Consider the following 19,331-nt stretch of genomic DNA (forward strand, 5'->3'; position numbering starts at 1 on the left):
TCATGACTCAAGCTCAAAAACAAATTCTTCTGTTTAAGAAAAATGTCTTTGTGGAATACCAGTTTGCTTATTTAGTAATTTTGTTCTCTTACTATCTTTGTAAACGTATAAATCATTTCTATATTGATAATTGTTTGCGTATTGCTTGATTGTTACATAGGCCGTTTTACCTTTGAACTCCCTAACAATTCCATATACAGAAAAAGCTGCAGCCGCCCATCCTAGACCTGGCACTAAACCTAAACCAATCACTACAAGAGCGGCACTTGATTTATTAACTTGAGTCATTGTTGTCGTGACGTTCCTAGTTGTAACTAATTTCATAGCACTACTTGAACTTGCCATTAATAACCTAGGAGCCACTTCATTTTCTGTTGACACATTGATCGTTCCTGCTTTTTCACCATCTATTATAATATCTGTTTTAATAGTATTATCAAGTTGCTTTTGCTGATATTTGACATCAGTTATTGAACCGTCTTCATCAGTTAGCTCCGCAGTTTTATTTTCAATATCCACAGCTATTTCACTTTCTTCTTTAGTATCTTTGTCTATTACGACAAAAGTATCTTTATTTTCCTGTGATATAGAGATATCTGAATCTGAATAAATGATTTCATTTAAATTATCCGCCCGCGCTCCCATTGGCATTGACACTGAACCAACAAGTACCCCTACAAGTATAATCGTAATTATTTTTTTCATTTTCTCTCAATCCTCCACTATGTAGTTTTTTTTTCTAAATGCCTGAATAAAAGATTGATCAGTATCAAAATTAAGACACCGACCATTAGCAACACACTCGAAATCCAATTCATAAGAAATGATACCAGTAATAAGACTACTAAAATAGTAAAAATACCATAAAACACTATATTTCTATTCATGTTTGTCCTCCTCCGAATAATCAATAGCCGCAAATATATATCACTTCTAATCCCGACTCAAAAGTAATATTATTAAATGCTACTTTTCTTTTTTTGCATCCGCTTACATTTATCATATTACAGTATTATTACAAGAACGTCAATTGCAAATTTGTAATTTTTATATCTTTTTTATTTATACACTTAAGGAGATCACATTAATATTCTAGTTTTGCACAAATTGAATCAAATTAAAAAAAGCTGCAGGTACCGGACAATACGATACTCCACAGCCTGTAAGGCAAGATCATTCCCCGATATAATCTCTTTTTTAATCTATTTTACGTATCTTAATGACTTTTTTCTTGGAGAGATATAGCGGAACGTTTTCTGTTTGGACATCGCTATATTCTAAGCCAAACCAGTGCTCTGGTGATGTTGTAAAATGCTTAATGAATAGTTTACTCTGCATAATTGACCGCTGCCAGTTAGTTAAATCGGCCTCTGTACTCAGTTCATCTTTAATAATAACAAAGCAGAAATCGCCGAGTTTTCGACCAGTTTTCGCGCTGTACTTCCGTTTTTGCTGTGCGAGCTCGCCTTTTGCAATGAGTTCTTTCGCAATTTGCTTGAGGAAGACGTTGATATCTTGTTCGACGCGGAATCCGAGTTTCAGTTGCACGCGAATCACGAAGTCGCTATCAAAATTTTCGACGGTATAGTAAGCGGCATAAGGCCCATCAACCACTTGGACGTTCACGAACCAATATACATCGGCGCGTTTTGGTCGCTTATCGAGGATGGATGCCATAACTTCATGTTCAACGCGCATTGGATTGCGGCTACTTGTTAGGTACACCAAGTTGTGCGCGTATTTGGGATAGGCGGTGTCTGCTTTTAATTTTGTAAGGGTTGGTACGAATTTTTTCAGTGGTACGTTTTTGACTAGCTTTGTTTTTAGTTGGTATCCAGTGAACCAGATGTACATAAGCGCCATGATCACTACTGCCATGATGACTGCCACGAAACCACCGTGCATGAATTTAGCCGCGCTCGAGACGAAGAAAGCGAATTCGAGTACGCCAAATGTCATTAAAATGGAGGTTGTGACGAGTATCGAGAATCCTTTTCTACGTAAGAATTGGAAAAGTAAAACGGTCGTCATTAGCATCGTTACTGTGATGGATAGGCCATACGCTGCTTCCATGTGGGTCGAGTCTTTGAAGTAGAGGACGACACCGACGCAGGCGATCCAAAGCACGGTCGTCACAGTCGGAATATAGACTTGTCCTTTTGTTTCGGATGGATAGCGAATGCTAAGTCGCGGTAATAAATTCAGCGCGATTGCTTCGGAAACAAGTGTGTATGCGCCTGATATCAAGGATTGTGAGGCGATGATCGCGGCTAAGGTCGCAATTAAAACGCCGTACATGATGAACGGTTCTGGCATACTTTGAAAAAACGGATTCACGGTTGGGTCTTTTACATTTTTGAGTGAGATGATCCACGCGCCTTGTCCGAAATAATTGAGTAGTAGGCAAACTTTGACGAATGGCCATGTGATGTATATATTTTTGCGACCGACGTGTCCTAAATCGGAGTACAATGCCTCAGCACCAGTTGTTGCCAGGAAAACGCTGCCGAGTATTAGAAATCCCGCCTTATTTTGGTCGCTAAAAAGTAATTCGATTGCGTAATACGGTGAAAAAGCACGGAATATCGAGAGATCGCCAAGAATATTGATGATCCCGAGCACGCCTAAAATTGAAAACCAGAGGAACATCGTTGGACCAAAAATACGACCGATAAACATGGTTCCGTAGCGTTGCATAAAGAAAATACCGCTAAGAATAACGATAACGATGATAATAATTAATGTTGTATTCCCAGTGAATAGTGTCTTAAATGCTGGAATTTCTTCTAATCCTTCGATGGCGGAAGTGACAGTTACGGCGGGTGTTAAGACCCCATCAGCGAGTAGTGCTGCACCACCGATCATTGCGGGAATAACCAGCCATTTACCGCGCTTTCTAACCAGCGCGTATAACGAGAAAATACCACCCTCACCATGGTTATCTGCGCGTAAGGCGATGATGACGTATTTAATAGTAGTTAGTAATGTGAGTGTCCAGAAAATAAGCGATAAAGAACCGATGATATAGTCTTCGGATACACTGTTTAGCCCACCATTGCTTGCCACGATAGACTTCATAACGTAAAGTGGCGACGTTCCAATGTCACCGTAGACGATGCCGAGTGTTCCAATTGCAAGACCAAGCCTGATTTTATCCTTTTTTTCCATGTCTATCCCCCTCTTAACCGCACTTCTATAATGAACGTATTATACCATCATTCCCGAAAAAAAACGAATATGAATTCAGCGTGGCGAGAAGTATTTATCACTGTCCATTAAAAGCTCTGTTCCAACGCTTTTCTTACTGCGTTTCGGTACTCACTTTTGCTTAGGCACTAAACACTTATCGCCACGCTGAGGTGGGGATTTTTCTTTAAATTTTAATACGTATCTTCAAAAAGCAATCCAGGGCTGGCGTTCATTGTTAGATCACCGCGGACTCCTTTTTCATATAAAATCGTTCCTGCTGCTGCGATCATGGCTGCGTTGTCCCCGCATAGAGATAACGGCGGGATAATTAGTTTCACATCTGGAATTTCCTGTGCTGCTTCTGTGACGAGACGTTCGCGTAATCCCTGATTTGCCGCAACACCTCCTGCTAACAATAATTGCGTCACGTTGAATTCTTTCGCTGCTCGCATGGTTTTAGCCACGAGAACATCGACAACGCTCGCTTGGAAACTAGCTGCCAAATTGGCCTCATTGATCGGCATTTCTTTTTGGCGCAGATTGTGAACGGTATTGATAAAAGAAGATTTTAGACCGCTGAAACTAAAGTCATAATTGGCCTCTTTCATCATCGCGCGTGGGAAGTGAAAACTATCTTCTCCAGTTGCCGCTAAGCGATCAATTTGGACGCCTCCGGGATAGGTTAAGCCGAGTGTTCGCGCCACTTTATCGTAAGCTTCGCCCGCTGCGTCGTCACGAGTTTCGCCGATGATTTCAAATTTGCCATGTTCTTTCATCAGTACGAGTTCTGTATGTCCACCGCTGACCACAAGCGCGAGTAACGGGAATGTCATCTCGGTTTCAAAACGGTTAGCGTAAATGTGTCCTGCAATATGATGTACCCCGATAATCGGCTTGTTATGGATGAAGGCTAATGTTTTTGCTGCGTTGACGCCAATAAGGAGTGCGCCTACAAGTCCTGGCCCTTCTGTGACGGCAATCGCATCGATATCGTCCATTGTGACATCAGCCTGTGTTAGTGCTTCTTCTAGTACGATCGTGATTTGTTCGACGTGATGACGGGATGCGATTTCTGGTACAACACCGCCAAAGCGTTTATGGCTTTCAATTTGTGATGCGATAACGTTTGATAACATTTCTGTCCCGTTTTTGACGACGGATATTGCGGTTTCATCACAGCTTGATTCAATGCCGAGTATTAAGATGTCTTTTTTCATAATTCCACCCACTTTAAATATGTGATTCTTACTAGTACTTATTATAACAAATATGTTGATATAACGCGATTTATCTTTTTGTACTATACGTGTCTTGCTTAGTTTTATTTTGTTTTGTGAAACTTTAAAATAACACCTAGACAAGCATCTAGGTATCTTTTTTAATAACTTGTGCAAAAGATATTTCGAAATATCTAGCAACCTCGTGATTCTGGCAATGTTTTTAATTTAACTGATACTCCATGGCTAACACTTCCAAAACCGTGCATGCTATCATTTTAGACATTGCTGGATGTCTTATGTTTTGTAAAGGCACCAAAAAATAGAACCAATTTAGAAAAAGTTCAGATACTCAACTTTTTCTAAATCAGCTCTACTTATGCAATTATTTAACATTTACCATAATTTGATTGATTTTTTGATGTTGAGCATTGTACCCAATGATACGAATACTTGCATTTTTGTCTAGGTTAAGTGATGCTACATCTTTTAACGTAAATTGTCTTGTTGTTTTATTTAATGTTGCCGTTTGAACAATATTTCCTCCCACGGATAACTTGATTTCTGTAATATCTTTACCATATATACCTGTGATTGTTTGTTCTCCCAGTGAATAATCCTCTGCACTTAACAGGTAGTTATACACTACAACTCCCGTGATATCAACATCGACACGGTTAATCTCGTTATATTGTTTATCTACTGCAACAATTTGTACAACATCTAGCGGACTTTGAATATAAGACGCAATGTTAGCAAATGAGTAGCTCCCAGAAGAAGTACTTGCTTGTGTTATCACTTTTCCATTCACCCATAGACGGACTTTGAACACATCCTTACCGAAGTCACCAGATAGCGTTCCGTCTCCAATTCTGAATGTTGTTGGCACTGTAATTGTATTATCAAAAGTCGATGTTCCTGTTATGGAAACGGCAATACGGTTCATTTCGTTGTATTGCGCATCCACGCCGACAATTTCTACTTTATCACCTGTCATCTTGATAAAACTTGCGACATTCGCAAAGGTATAACTACCATCTGGATTCAGTGTCGCTTGTGCAACAGCTTTTCCATTCACCCATAACCTTACTTTCGCAATATTTTTACCAAATGTACCAGTTAGATTATTGCTCCCCATTTGATACGCGGCTACAGTTAGTTTATCATCAAAAATGGATGTGCCAGATACCTTAACTGTTATCCGGTTTTTCTCTACATATTTTGAATCAACGCCAACAACTTCTACTTTGTCTGTAGCTTTAAAGATATAGCTTGTAGCATTTAAAAATTCATAGCTGCCATCCGGATTCACTGTCGCCTGTGTCACCGCCTTACCATTTATCCAAAGTCTGACTTTAGAAATTGCTGACCCAAATGTTCCGCTTAACTTCGTGTCGCCTATTTTATAAGGTTTTGCTGTCAAGCCGTCCATCGATAGCGGTGTTGTTATTTTAACTGAGATCATTTTAACCAAACTTGGATTATTAACCGAGGTTACCGTAATGACTGCTTCTCCATCACCTACTGCCTCCCATTTGCCTAGTGCATCTACTGTTATTACATCTGTATTGCTAGAATGGTAAACAGCAGCTTGATTTGCTCTAGAAGGGGAAATAGTCGTCGTCACATGACCCGTAGCTCCATTCTTGGCTTGAACTTGATTCGTGCCTACTTCGATGGATGTTGCAGCCTCTTTTGGCAATAAAGCCTCATATTTATCTAGAAGTGTCCCCTTTAATGGCTCAGTCAAAGTTTCAATCGCGAGAAGTAAATCATCCTTTAACTCCACATAATCGCTATTTACTAAAATAGGATCCCCTTGAATTTTACTAGCCAAGGCATCAATTTTAACAGTTAGTTCTGCTTCTGCGTTATTCTTAAGTTTTTCATTCACTAAGCCTGATTTTGTGATAATAAATGTGTTCGTTTTTTGTGAGGTATCTACAATTGGTAAATTATCTACTTTCAATCTACCTGGTTCCGCATGATAAATTCTTAACTTGTAGCCTATTTTAATATCAGGCATATCTATACTAGGAACTGCACCCAAGCCAACTATTGATTTCGTGTACACAACATTATTATCTAGATCCAGCACTTCTAATTTAGCATATTCTGTAGCCACGAAGTAAGAATGAGGATTAGCATATTTTACTTCCATCGTCAATTTCCCTGTATTTAAATCGACAATAGCTGTTGCAAATTCCCAATCACTTAAACCTAAAAAATGGACTGTCTGACTTGTTAAATAACTTGCTTTTTTTACTGTGTAATTGATTGTTACGTCATTTGTTGCTTCTTTCACACGCAAATAATGTGTATCTAAATCATATTTAGTCGTATTTCCTGTTGGTAAAACAATCGTGTAAATACCATTTGGTAACGTGCCAATATTCATATCCTTCGATGTGATTTTCATACGTTTGATTTCTTTAGAGCCATTCGTTAAGATTAAATCTTGGCCTTCTACTTGTGAAAAATCATCTATTTTCAGATGAATCGTTGCGCTTCCAGAAAGTCCGCTAAATGCTAGTTGCTCTGTTTCCACTAATGAAAAAGGAGTTTCCAATCCCAGTTTATTTTGAATAGTTGTTAACTGGTCAGCTGGTACTAATTCTGTTAATGGTGCTACTGGTTTATAGAAATGTAAGCGATTGTCATCTTGTTGCTTCTTGGACATTGTTCCTCCGAGTGATAAGATAGTAGGAGTGAAGTCAAAACCGCTAGCTTGTCCGTAGTATTGTGAAATTAAATCCATTAGGTAATGATTACTTGGCACAAAACCTGGTTGATTGGCAATTTTTCGATATTCTTTATTGAAAAGCGTGAAACCTTTGTCTCCAGCTTTATCTTGCAATGTAACAAGGGCAAGAAGTCTTGAACGATGATCCCATTTCGTAACGGGAGTATGTGTCGTCTGCCACAAATTTGTAACCGTCCTCTCAACACCTGATTTATCGCCATAAGCAAATAACCAGCCATTTTGATATATACCTGTTCCCATTGTCTTTTTCTGATAGGCGGCTGCATAGAGATTGTTCCAAACCTCTCCCGCGTCAAAACTGCTGTCTTTCATAAATGCTCCCTGGTATCCATGACCGATTTCGTGGAGACCACCCCAACCTTTAGATAAATAAAAGCCTGCCAATGTGTCACCAGTCTGTGCAGTATGGTTCCCAGAATAATAAGCACCCCCGGATCCGTGGACATTTGCTTTCATGAAGTACTTGTTTGGAATATTTTTATCGGTTGGATTTTCAGGAGTAAACGATAAACCGTCTAGCTCGTTATACGTTTCAAAAACATCTGTATAGTAATTAATAAGCGCATCAATAGAGTTGAAATCTTTCATATTTTTCATGAATGCTTTATCTTTTTTCGGTGCGAATGTTTGAAAATATGGGGTAGAGATTAAAGCAAATTCCGCATCGGAACTATCCCACTTTTGAAAGAATGCTGTTTCGTTATCTCCCTTATGGTATACTGGTAATTCTTTCATTGCATTCGTTACTTTATATTCAAGAATAGGTGCTTCTTTTCCAAATGTCGTATCAATGAATGGTACTGTTGTGTATCCATGACTAATCGTTTGCCATGTAGAGGTAACGTTCACTGATTTCTCTTTCTGAGAATCGTCATTTAGTAACTCCATTGTTAAATTTTCTTTAAAATTCGGATTTGTTTGTCTAATCTCCAGTTGCACATTAGCTGGTAGGATAATACCTAGATCTTGTTTATCATGATAAATACCTTTTGAAACACCTGCTGTATCTAGCCATGTCGGCCTTTCTAAAACATATAGGGCCTTTGTTTGTATAGAATCTGCATGTACTTGTTGCGCAAAGCCTCCTAACATAATTAAAACTGCTACTAATAATACTACCTGAATTTTTTTCATACCTATCCCTTCTTTGTAGTTACATAACAACTACTTCCATTTATTTTAGTCCTATAATTATGTGACTACCTAAGGATATCATTTAGATCGCTTGAGGAAATACATTATTTCACTATAATCTGAGAATATTGTGGAGATTTAATGACAATGTTTTTGATTCTATGATAAGCGTTAGGGTGGAAATTAATCTGCTTCATCATTTAAGGAAGCTTATTGGACTTGGGCTGATTCCAACAAGCAAAAGAATACCAAGATGTTCGACATACATTGCATACTTTCCAACAACTCGTACAAGACAATAGGCTATCAGAATTCACAAAAGCTATTGGCACTTCCAATGCATATCGAAATTTTTCACGATTCCGGCCAAGATACTTGCGCAACACTTTATTAGAGATTTTGACATTTCTATAGGATAAAAAACACGAGCCATTGAATCCCTAGCTCGTGTTTTGATTTTTTGACCCTACAATTGACATAGAGCCCTAATTTCTATGTTACTTTTGATAGTGTATTTATATAAGTTAATGAAACATCTGAACATATTCAGTTTGCACAACTCATAGTTCCACCCACATAACTAGCGCGTCTTCCTGATTATCCGGATAATATTTTTTCCGAATCGCGCCATTTTTAAATCCAAATTTTTGATACAGTTGTTGTGCTTTCAAATTAGAAACGCGAACTTCTAGCGTTAATCTGGTTACATTTTCTGCTTGGGCGATCCGCAGTAATTCTGTGAACAATGCCTTGCCGTAACCATTTCCTTGCTGATCTGGGTGAATCGCGACATTCGTAATATGCCCTTCATCCAAAATCATCCAGACACCAGCATATCCGATGACCGCTTCGTTTTGCTCCGCCACAATATAGTACGCATAAGAGTTCGTATAAAATTCGTTTCGGAACGCTTTTTCGGACCACGGGGAGGTGAACACGGCGTTTTCAATGCGAAGTAGGCTTTTAATGTCGTCTACAGTGGCCTGACGGAAAGTAATCTCATTCATGTTTGTTCGCCTCGAGCCACTTGCTTTCTGCTTCTGCTAATTTTAAATAGGTCGGAACGAAGGTGTGTGCAGGAACGCCCTCTTTTGGATTCGCTAATTCGCCGAGGAAAGCTGGGCGTGGATAACAAAGCGCGGCATCTGCAACCGTAGCCCGTGCTCCCAGCTTTGCTGTGATTTCTTCTTTGAAATTCACTGCCCCATCACCGATAAATAAGATGTTTGATTCCGCGTCTAGTTTTTTCAGCAAATCCGCGAAAGCAAGATGTTGATCAGGTTCAAAAATATCTAGTTCTTGCGCTTCTGATTTATAAATGCCTGCGTATACATTGCCACGTCGCGCATCCATCACTGGTACGACAAGGCCATCAAAAAAGCGCCCATTTTGCGCCATTAAAGTGAGACTTGAAATCCCAACAAGCGGAATTTGTAAATCCCACGCCATCGTTTTAGCAACCGTCACACCTATTCTGAGTCCTGTATAAGAGCCCGGACCCTCTGCTACAGCAATTTTCGTTAAATCTTGTGGTGTTGTGTCGCATTCCTTCATTAACTCTGCGATTGCGGGTAATAAACGAACGCTATGATTTTTTTTCAAATTGGTTACGAGTTCACCGATGACCTTCTCGTCGCGCCACAAACTCACGCCTAATGTGTCATTCGATGTATCAATTCCAAGTATTGTCATTCCTCAAAAACCTCCGAACAAAGTGCTTCATATCTTGCTCCCACTGGTTCAATCTGCATCGTACGCTCATTTTCTGAGACATGCTTTAACGTGATGCGGATGAATTCTGTTGGGAGATCCTGCTCGATAAAATGAGCCCATTCCACAACAGAAACGCCGTCACCTAGGAAATATTCATCCAAACCTAGATCATCTTCTGTATTTTCTAAGCGATATACATCCATGTGATATAGCGGTAAACGGCCCTTCGTATATTCACGCACAATCGTAAACGTCGGACTTTTAACCATTTGCGGTATATCAAGGCCCTCCGCGAGTCCTTTAGTAAAAGTTGTTTTACCAGCGCCTAGATCGCCCTCAAGCAAAATAACATCGCCAGCCTCCAGTTTTGTGCCTAATTTCTTAGCCAGCTCACGCGTTACTGATTCATTTGTCGTTTCTATTTTATACTTCATAGCTTCACCTTTTTTATCATTTTCTGTACATATCATACCATAAAAAATAGGACTGGTCAGCAATACTCGCTGATGAGTCGTTTCAACCAATATCTAATTATATGTCGAAAAGGACATAATTAATTTGCTCTGGCTTCAAAATTACTGGAAATACTGTATTTTTTCCTTGTCAAAATACTGCTAGACTTGGTTTAGAAGTGCAGAATGACTAGTAATATATGCGCTGAATATAAGGAGGAAAAATACAATGATTATGAAAAAAATTGGGGTAGCATCCGCTGCATTTGTTTTATGCGCTGGGTTACCACTACAAACAATTGTTCTAGCATCAGAAGCAGCACCCGTATATGCAAATAAAGCGGAGAACAAGTTGAAAGGACTACAAACGAGTAACGACAACGTTCTCGATGTAACAGATTACTTCTCAGTTGTACCTGGCACAGGATCAAGTATCGATAAAAATAACGTTACGATTACACCAAATCAGACGACTCAAGTTGGTGGAATGTGGTCAGATAGTGCTAATAAAGTTGATTTAACTAAAAATTTCCATTTGGAAGCCGAGTTATACATGGGCACCGATCCTCTTGGTGCTGACGGAATGGCTTTTGTCATGCAAAATGATCCTCGCGCTAATGTAGCTATCGCAACTGCTGGTGGGGCCCTAGGGATATATGGCACTAACTATATCAAGAATGCGCTCGCAGTAGAATTTGATACGTACATTAATGATGGCTCTGGATATAATGAAACATGGGATACTGATGTATTCCCTAAAAATAAACATATGGCCATAACTGTACCTGGTGTAGGACCTGTTATTCAGCACAATGCTCTGAACGTACTACCAGCAGGTTCTTATTTCGAAGATGGTCAAAAACATCCGTTGACGATTGAATGGGATGCGGCCACGAAAACATTAAGATACGAATATATGGGGTATACAGGAAGTTATCAAGTTGCTGATTTACAGACGACATTTGGAGGAACTGAGGTACAATTTGGCTTTGTAGGATCAACAGGTGGTCAAAGTAACCTTCAGGAACTTTCTATCACGAAGCTCCAAATCAATGGTATCTCTCCTAAATTACAACTAGCTATCACCGACCAGTCAAATAACAACATCCAAACGGCAGCACCGTCCGAAAAAGTATACGTTCATGATACTATTTCTAATGAGACTGCAAACGCTAATGCCTTTACCATGAAGTACGGCGCAGATATCGACCCTCTTTTTGACGAGACTTCCATTGAAAACATCGTACTAACACGTAATGATGGCCAAACATTTACTGTTTCAAAAAGCGCATTGCTAGATCACACGGTCGAGCTTCCTTTTTCTAAGGGCACCGATGTTTTCACATTGTCTTATGAAATTAATGTAAAATCTGATGCCGCGCCAAAAGGAACTAATTTGAATATACATGGTATCGGAAGCGTCAATGGTGTAAAATATACTTCTGAAAATTCCATTCGATTGATTACACCTCGAAACAAGCCCGTAATTACAGCTAGTGACTCTTCTCTGAAAAAAGGTACTGCATTCAATCCATTGGCTGGTGTCAGCGCTAATGATGTGGAAGATGGCAATTTAACAAGCCAAATTGTTATAACAGCAAATGATGTGAACGTAAATCAAGTTGGCACCTACCATGTAACATATAGCGTCACTGATTCTGATGATAATATCGTTACAAAAACAATCACAGTAACCGTGACAAGCAATGATGCTCCTGTCATTTCCGCAACAGATAAGTCCTTGAAAAAAGGTGGCAGTTTCAACCCATTAACTGGTGTGACTGCGAGCGATCTAGAAGATGGTGATGTAACGTCTAAAATGACGATCACTGCGAATGATGTTGATACAAGCAAAGTCGGTACGTATCACGTGACTTATAGCGTGACGGATTCTGACGGTAACACGACGACGAAAACGATCTCTGTGACTGTGATAAGTAATGATGCTCCTGTGATTTCCGCAACAGATAAGTCTGTGAAAAAAGGTGGTAGTTTCAACCCATTGACGGGTGTGACTGCGAGCGACTTAGAAGATGGTGATGTAACGTCGAAAATAACGATCACTGCGAACGACGTCAATACAAGCAAAGTCGGTACGTATCACGTGACTTATAGCGTGACGGATTCAGATGGTAACAAGACCACAAAAACGATTACCGTAACTGTAACAAGTGAGGATGCACCGACAATTTTAGCCACCGATGCAACCGTAAAAAAAGGCAAAACCTTCGATCCAAAAGCTGGCATGACAGCAAGTGATTTAGATGATGGAGACGTTACCGCGAAGGTACTCGTTACCGCGAATGATGTAGATACAAGCCATGTAGGCACCTATCATGTCACATATTCGGTGACCAATTCAGATGGCAATACAACAACTAAAACGATCGTTGTGACGGTCACAAGCAATGATGCTCCTGTCATTTCCGCAACAGATAAATCCGTGAAAAAAGGCAAAACCTTTGATCCAAAAGCTGGCGTAACGGCAAGCGATACCGAAGATGGCAATGTGACAAGCAAGATTTCTGTCAAATCAAATGACGTGGACACAAGCAAAGTCGGTACGTATCACGTGACTTATAGCGTGACGGATTCAGATGGTAATACCACGACAAAAACAATTACTGTAACCGTTACGAGCAATGATGCACCAACAATTGCCGCATCAGATATCGTTCAACGTATTCATACGACCTATGATGTGAAAAAAGCAGTCACCGCGCACGATACCGAAGATGGCGACATCACAAGTAAAATCACCGTAACAGCAAACGATGTTAACACAGAAAAAGCAGGTATGTATCATGTGACTTACAGCGTAACTGATTCCGATGGTAACACGACAACGAAGACGATTCAAGTCACTATTTTGACTAACGATGCACCGATTATCAGCACGAAAGATGTCTATTTGAAAGTTGGCGATACCTTTAATCCTTTCAGTGGTATTACCGCAAGTGATTTAGAAGATGGCGATGTCACGTTAAAGATTAAAGTAGTCACTACTAACGTCAATATGAAATCAGAAGGTTTGTATACTGTCGTGTATAGTGTGACTGATTCGGATGGCAACACGACCGAAGCTACGCGCCATGTATATGTACGCACGAATGACAAACCTGAAATTCACGTCGCGGATCAAACCTTCAAAGCAGGTTTTGCGTTCGATCCAATGGCGATTGTTTCCGCGAGTGATTTGGAAGATGGTGATGTGACAAAAGATATCAAAATTACAACAAATGATGTCAACGCAACTATTGCTGGTACGTATCATATCACCTATAGCGTGACCGATTCTGATAGCAATACGACAACCAAGACCATTACCGTCACAGTTCTTACTAATGAAAAACCAGTGATCACAGCAGCTGATCGCACCATCAAAGCCCATCTCGCATTTGATCCGATGACAGGTGTTTCCGCGAGTGATTTAGAAGATGGCGATCTTAGTAGCGTCGTTAAAATCATTGCGAATGACGTAAACATCGATGCTCCTGGCACTTACCACATAACGTATAGTGTCCTAGATTCGGATGGTAATACGACAGAAAAAACAAGCACAATTACCGTTCTGAGCAATGATAAACCCGTTATCGCAGGACAAGATAGCAGCTTCAAAGCAGGCCGCGCCTTCGATCCAATGGCAGGCATCACGGCGAATGACACAGAAGACGGCGACATCACAGCCAATATCCAAGTCATTTCGAGCGACGTTAATGCAGATGCGCCAGGTGTGTATCACGTGACATACAGCGTCACTGATTCGGATGGTAACACCACCGAACAAACCTATACTATCACAGTGTTGACGAATGAAAAACCAGTCATTCATGCGAGTGATGTAGCTCTCGCTTTCGGTCAATCTTTTGATCCAATGGCAGGTATTTCAGCAGAAGACCTGGAAGATGGCGACATAACAAGCCTGATCCAAGTAGTTAGTAACGACGTGAATCCGCAACAAGCAGGCATCTATCACGTGACGTATAGTGTGACAGATAGTGATGGAAATGAAACACAATTCACGATTACAGTTATCGTCGGTGCACAACCGATTCTACCTGTGGATCCTATTACGCCCGTAACACCAGTGACTCCGGTTACCCCTGTGAAACCAGTAGTCACGCCAGCTCCAACGGTAAAACCAGCACCACCGACAAATCCAGTTGTCCCCGTGCAAACCGTACCATCTTTAGAAAAAAGCCCAACGAAAGCCTTACCAAAAACAGGCGATAGCAGTACGTCTTCCACTGTTCTTTTTGGTGGTTTGCTAGCCGCATTTGGCGCACTATTCTTGCGTAGAAAGAATTAACAACACAAAAAACGAGATGCCCGGTTTTTCGGACATCTCGTTTTTTGCTATTTTTATTGTACTGTATCTGTATCAGTTAATGAATCACCGTACAACGAATCATAGTAACTAGATGTTGCTTCTTCAATAATTTTTTGTAATTCTGTTGTAGAAATCACATCAGATTTAGTTGGGAATTTCGGAAGTTTGGCTGAATCTGTTGTTTTCATTGTAATTGTAAATGCCATTGTTTCAGGGTTTTCCTTATCTTGCGTATCCGTAATCTTCACTTTCATATTCATGCTATCAATCGTATCGTCTTTACCTGGCTTAATTGTAGCATCGATTGTAATTTTAGCATTTTTTTCAGCTTCTACATCTTTAATTGCCTCTTTTACGGATTCTACAGACGATGTGTACTGCTCATCAAAGTCTTTCTCCGAAACGCCTTGTGCTGTTACAATAACTTTCAAATCAGCTTTCACATCTTTGTCATCCGCTAACTTCACTAATTGATTCGCTAATTTTGTAATGTCTGTTTTCGTTAATTTCACTGTTAACTCACCATCATCGCCCTCTTTAAAACGATCTTCTGGTAAGCTATTGAAATAATCTGTTACTGTTTTGGTAACTTTTTTACTCAAATCTTTCGTTGCTTTTTCTACTTCTTTCGTGTTTGTTGCTTCTTTTTTCACTTTTTCGTCTGTTAAATCTTTCGCAACTTCTGTCAGTTCCACATATTTCGTTGCTAAATCTGGATTTTCTTTCTTGATTTGTGAGAACATACCGCCTGTAAGTTGATCCAGTAATGTTGTTAAATTGCCTTTATCATCGTATAAATCGCTCAATGGGAAATACACTTTTTCTGCTTTCGAATCGACTAATAAATCGAGTGATGCATCTATATGTACTAATCCTGCCGTTTTAACCGCAATTGTAGCCGCAGATTTTTGTGCTTTTTGATCATTAGCTACCGTCATTTTGACAGCCAGGCCTTCCAGCATCGCCGCGCTTTGTTGTGCTTTTAATGTGGCTGGTAGTTCATCGATTTTAAATCCGATTGTAGTTGTCGATTGATCTGCTGGTTCTGATGTTTTTTCAACGCTTTTTGTGAATTTCTCCTGTGGTGTACTCCCACACGCCACTAGAACAAGTCCCATCACTAAGGTTAAAACTAATAATGTAAGCTTTTTCATTTTCATATAAATATTCCCTCGCTCTCTTTTATAATCTAAACTTATCATAAAAGATAGAGGAACTCAATCCTATTAATCATTTGTTCACAAATTCGGCATAAACTAATTATCTGCATCGTAAATCTTACTATTTTGAAGCACTATAAAAAAATTTTGACTTGCCTTTTGGAAAGCATACCCAGTATACTAGAGTTTGATATACAGAAAAGAGGTTATAGTTATGGTACTCGCTTATATCGCGGGATTTTTTATTATTTTATTTTTGATATTATTCATGATTGATAAACGGAGAGTGAGCAACGGGATTTTTCTCACGCTCGCCTTATTTTTCACCATCCTTGCTGTGGCCTATGGTTTAATGTCAACGGATAGCAACTTGATAGCACTCATCGTCATCGGTGTCTTCTTCTTGATTTTAGCACTTTTCCCATTTCTTATCATTGGTTTGGGCATCGGTTTAGTTTATAATGGGCGGCTTATGGTGAAGCGCGAAGGTCGGAAAATACCGAATCTACTCACACTATTTGTCGGCATCATGATTCTTGTGCTCATCGTCCTCATCATATTGCAGGTCACGATATTCCACTCTATTTGGTTAAGTATCTTTTTTACCGCATTATTCTTGATTTTAGGATATTTTTCATTTCTACTCTTCAGTTTTCTGATTTCTTCCTATATTTATCAATACAATCGGCCGCGCTTAAAGCAGGATTTCATCATTGTACTAGGTAGCGGACTGATCGATGGAACCAGAGTCCCTCCACTGCTTGCTAGTCGATTGGACCGGGCCATTGTTTTTTATCATAAACAAACTGCGAAAAAATTTGCAGCACAGATTATCGTGTCTGGTGGCCAAGGCCCTAACGAATTCGTATCCGAAGCTTTTGCGATGAAAAACTATCTTCTTGATAAGGGGATTCCGGAAGATCATGTTTTAATGGAAGATTTATCAGTCAATACGCTGCAAAATATGCGTTTTTCAAAAACCTTAATGGATGATTTAAAGCCGAAATATCGTAGCATCTTCGTCACGAATAATTTCCACCTGTTCCGAGCTAGCCTTTACGCGCGGAAAGCTGGATTAAAAAGTCAGGGTATTAGCTCTAAAACAGCACTTTATTATTTACCAAATGCACTGATGCGCGAATTTATTGCGATTATTGTGATGTATAAAGGATGGCATATTACAGTCACAGCACTCATCTTACTAGGAATGTTAGCCCTGGGTGTTGTCACGATTGCTTTTGGTTAAACTATGAAAAAAGAAGCTCTAACTTACATTTTGGTTGTAAGTCATCGCTTCTTTTTTATCCGTATTAAACATTTTCGCTAAAATGAGATGTATCGTTCAAGCGTTCAATTTTAAATAATCCATTTTCATAAGTTAACACCGTCACACTCGCATTATCCAACACGAAATCAGCTTTTACGGATGGTTCGAGTTCGTGCACAATGTTACGAATCGTATTGCCATGCGCTACGATTAATATGTTCCCGCCAGTTTCGCGATGAGTATTTACGACATGCAGGAAACCTTCTTCAACGCGACGCCAAAATGTCATAAAGTCCTCGGCATCATGCTTTGGATCGGCTACTTTTGTTCCATTCATCGTCTCACGAACATTTGCATTTGCATAAAGTTCGGCTTTTGATGCAAAGCCCATCGATTTTGCCACGCGGTCCCAGGTCATTGCACTCGCATCCCCTTCGAACGAACCAAAGAACGTTTCGCGGAATTCACTGCGCGGTTCCAGCGTTAAACCAAAACCATGTTTATTTTCTTTTAAAATAAGCTCTGCCGTCGCGATCGTCCGGTGCAGATCACTAGAGTATGCCGCAACAAACTCTGTGTCGGCAAGGCCTCGTCCACTCGCTTTTACTATTTCTACGCCCTCCGGAGTCAATGGTGAATCTGCCCAACCTTGCATTTTCTCATATTTATTCAAATACGTTTGGCCGTGACGCACAAAATACAGTGATAATGGTTTTTTCATTCTTTTTCCCTCCAAATCGGTATGTACTCCCTTCACTATACCATATTTTGAGGATTGAAAAAAATGATTGACTTGCCTCTTTTATCCTATTTTCCTAGCTTTAGACTCTTCCATTCTGTTTTCTACCATTCGATTCGCCGCTTCTGCTGGAGTCACTTGTTCCATTTTGGCAATATCGAAAACTTTACCAATCTGATCAAAAATTTTGCCGATCTTCTGCTGTGCACGGGCTTCGTTATACGTATTCAGCTCATCGGCAATATTGATAACTCCACCAGCGTTCACGATATAATCCGGCGCATATAATATCGCTTTACTCGCCAACATTTCGCCGTGTATTGTTGCATCTAAAAGTTGATTGTTAGCGCTACCACAAATAGCCGCAACTTTTAACCTTGGGATCGTTTCCCCATTCAAAATACCGCCTAGAGCGCATGGGGCAAAAATATCTGCTTCCACATCATAAATCTCTGCGGGGGCAACGGCTTTCGCTCCAAATTGCGTAACGGCTCGATTCACCGCATCGGCATTAATATCAGTGACGATTAGCTTGGCACCGTCCTCATGAAGCAACTTACAAAGAGCAAAAGCAACATTTCCAACGCCTTGTACTGCGATCGTTTTATCTAGCAATGAATCTGAGCCAAAAGTCTCCAACGCCGTACGCTTCATCGCGCTGTAAACGCCAAATGCTGTCATGGGACTCGGATTCCCTGATGAACCAAAACGCTCAGAAATTCCTGTGACATGGTTCGTTTCTTCATGCACTAAATCCATGTCTGCCACTGTGATACCAACATCTTCTGCGATAATATAACTTCCATTTAAGCGCTCCACAAATCGACCTAAGGCGCGGAACATCTCCTCAGATTTATCTTTCTTTGGATCTCCAATGATTACTGTTTTCCCGCCACCAAGTGCAAGTCCTGCCGCAGCATTTTTATATGTCATTCCGCGAGCTAAGCGAAGTACGTCTTCTAGCGCCTCTTCTTCTGTTTCATACGGCCACATCCGGCATCCACCAAGCGCTGGACCAAGTGTGGTATCGTGAATTGCGATAATAGCCTTCAATCCAGAAGCCTTATCATGGCAAAAAACAACCTGTTCATAATCATACTGTTCCATCTTCTCAAACAACATAACAATCCCTCCTCGTATCTTCCCTTTTATTATACGAAATGAGACTATTGAAGGGAAATTTTTAGACTATATATATCATTTTTCATACTTTGTATCCAATCGCATGTCTATAAGACTATATGATTTTCACTAAACTAGAGCAAAATCAGGCGAATACACCCAGGCCGAAACTATCTAGTAGCACTATTTTTGTAATATTCCCGTTAGCTAAAATACATAAAAAAGAAGCGCCTGTTTTAAGGGC

Annotated in this window: 12 protein-coding genes; 2 read left to right on the forward strand and 10 right to left on the reverse strand. The window is 40.0% G+C overall.

What is annotated here, in order from left to right; translation table 11 throughout:
- Positions 1-33: 33 nt before the first annotated feature.
- From UE46_RS12730 to tsaE, 7 genes are all read right to left on the reverse strand, one after another.
- Complete coding sequence (locus UE46_RS12730; protein WP_036060025.1) at positions 34-705, reverse strand: hypothetical protein; 672 nt, start codon at positions 703-705, stop codon at positions 34-36.
- A gap of 492 nt (positions 706-1,197) precedes the next feature.
- Positions 1,198-3,168 (reverse strand): KUP/HAK/KT family potassium transporter, encoded by a 1,971-nt coding sequence (locus UE46_RS12735; RefSeq protein WP_036060024.1) that lies wholly within the window; start codon positions 3,166-3,168, stop codon positions 1,198-1,200.
- A 212-nt stretch (positions 3,169-3,380) separates the two neighbouring features.
- The gene (tsaD, locus tag UE46_RS12740; protein WP_036060023.1) at positions 3,381-4,406 is read right to left on the reverse strand and encodes a tRNA (adenosine(37)-N6)-threonylcarbamoyltransferase complex transferase subunit TsaD; all 1,026 of its coding nucleotides are present in this window, start codon (positions 4,404-4,406) and stop codon (positions 3,381-3,383) included.
- A gap of 385 nt (positions 4,407-4,791) precedes the next feature.
- A complete protein-coding gene (locus tag UE46_RS12745; protein WP_051492863.1) occupies positions 4,792-8,304 on the reverse strand; it encodes an immunoglobulin-like domain-containing protein in 3,513 nt (1,170 codons plus the stop codon).
- Between the two features lie 560 nt (positions 8,305-8,864).
- Entirely contained in the window at positions 8,865-9,311 is a 447-nt protein-coding gene (gene rimI, locus UE46_RS12750; RefSeq protein ID WP_036060022.1) for a ribosomal protein S18-alanine N-acetyltransferase, read from the reverse strand.
- Entirely contained in the window at positions 9,304-9,996 is a 693-nt protein-coding gene (gene tsaB, locus UE46_RS12755; protein WP_036060021.1) for a tRNA (adenosine(37)-N6)-threonylcarbamoyltransferase complex dimerization subunit type 1 TsaB, read from the reverse strand. Before tsaB ends, rimI begins: the two co-directional genes overlap by 8 nt.
- Complete coding sequence (gene tsaE / locus UE46_RS12760) at positions 9,993-10,451, reverse strand: tRNA (adenosine(37)-N6)-threonylcarbamoyltransferase complex ATPase subunit type 1 TsaE (RefSeq protein WP_036060019.1); 459 nt, start codon at positions 10,449-10,451, stop codon at positions 9,993-9,995. The genes tsaB and tsaE overlap by 4 nt, the downstream gene beginning before the upstream one ends.
- A gap of 247 nt (positions 10,452-10,698) precedes the next feature.
- Between tsaE and UE46_RS12765 the strand changes: the two genes are divergently transcribed.
- Positions 10,699-14,778: an immunoglobulin-like domain-containing protein gene (locus UE46_RS12765; protein WP_118907677.1), complete on the forward strand. Its 4,080-nt coding sequence runs from the start codon at positions 10,699-10,701 to the stop codon at positions 14,776-14,778.
- 53 nt (positions 14,779-14,831) lie between these two features.
- Here the strand turns inward: UE46_RS12765 and UE46_RS12770 are convergent, their stop codons facing one another.
- Positions 14,832-15,959, reverse strand: a complete 1,128-nt coding sequence (locus UE46_RS12770; protein ID WP_051492862.1) for an Lmo2079 family surface lipoprotein — start codon at positions 15,957-15,959, stop codon at positions 14,832-14,834.
- Between the two features lie 214 nt (positions 15,960-16,173).
- Here UE46_RS12770 and UE46_RS12775 point away from each other — a divergent pair, with 214 nt between their 5' ends.
- Positions 16,174-17,205 (forward strand): YdcF family protein, encoded by a 1,032-nt coding sequence (locus UE46_RS12775; RefSeq protein ID WP_036060016.1) that lies wholly within the window; start codon positions 16,174-16,176, stop codon positions 17,203-17,205.
- 64 nt (positions 17,206-17,269) lie between these two features.
- Here the strand turns inward: UE46_RS12775 and UE46_RS12780 are convergent, their stop codons facing one another.
- Together UE46_RS12780 and UE46_RS12785 are read right to left on the reverse strand one after the other, a co-directional pair.
- Positions 17,270-17,947, reverse strand: coding sequence for a histidine phosphatase family protein (locus UE46_RS12780; protein ID WP_036060014.1), 678 nt, complete (start codon positions 17,945-17,947; stop codon positions 17,270-17,272).
- An 81-nt stretch (positions 17,948-18,028) separates the two neighbouring features.
- Positions 18,029-19,087 carry a Glu/Leu/Phe/Val dehydrogenase dimerization domain-containing protein gene (locus UE46_RS12785; protein WP_118907678.1) on the reverse strand — a complete coding sequence of 353 codons (1,059 nt, stop codon included), beginning with the start codon at positions 19,085-19,087 and terminating at the stop codon, positions 18,029-18,031.
- Positions 19,088-19,331: the final 244 nt, after the last annotated feature.

The sequence above is a fragment of the Listeria weihenstephanensis genome, assembly GCF_003534205.1.
Lineage (GTDB): Bacteria > Bacillota > Bacilli > Lactobacillales > Listeriaceae > Listeria_A > Listeria_A weihenstephanensis.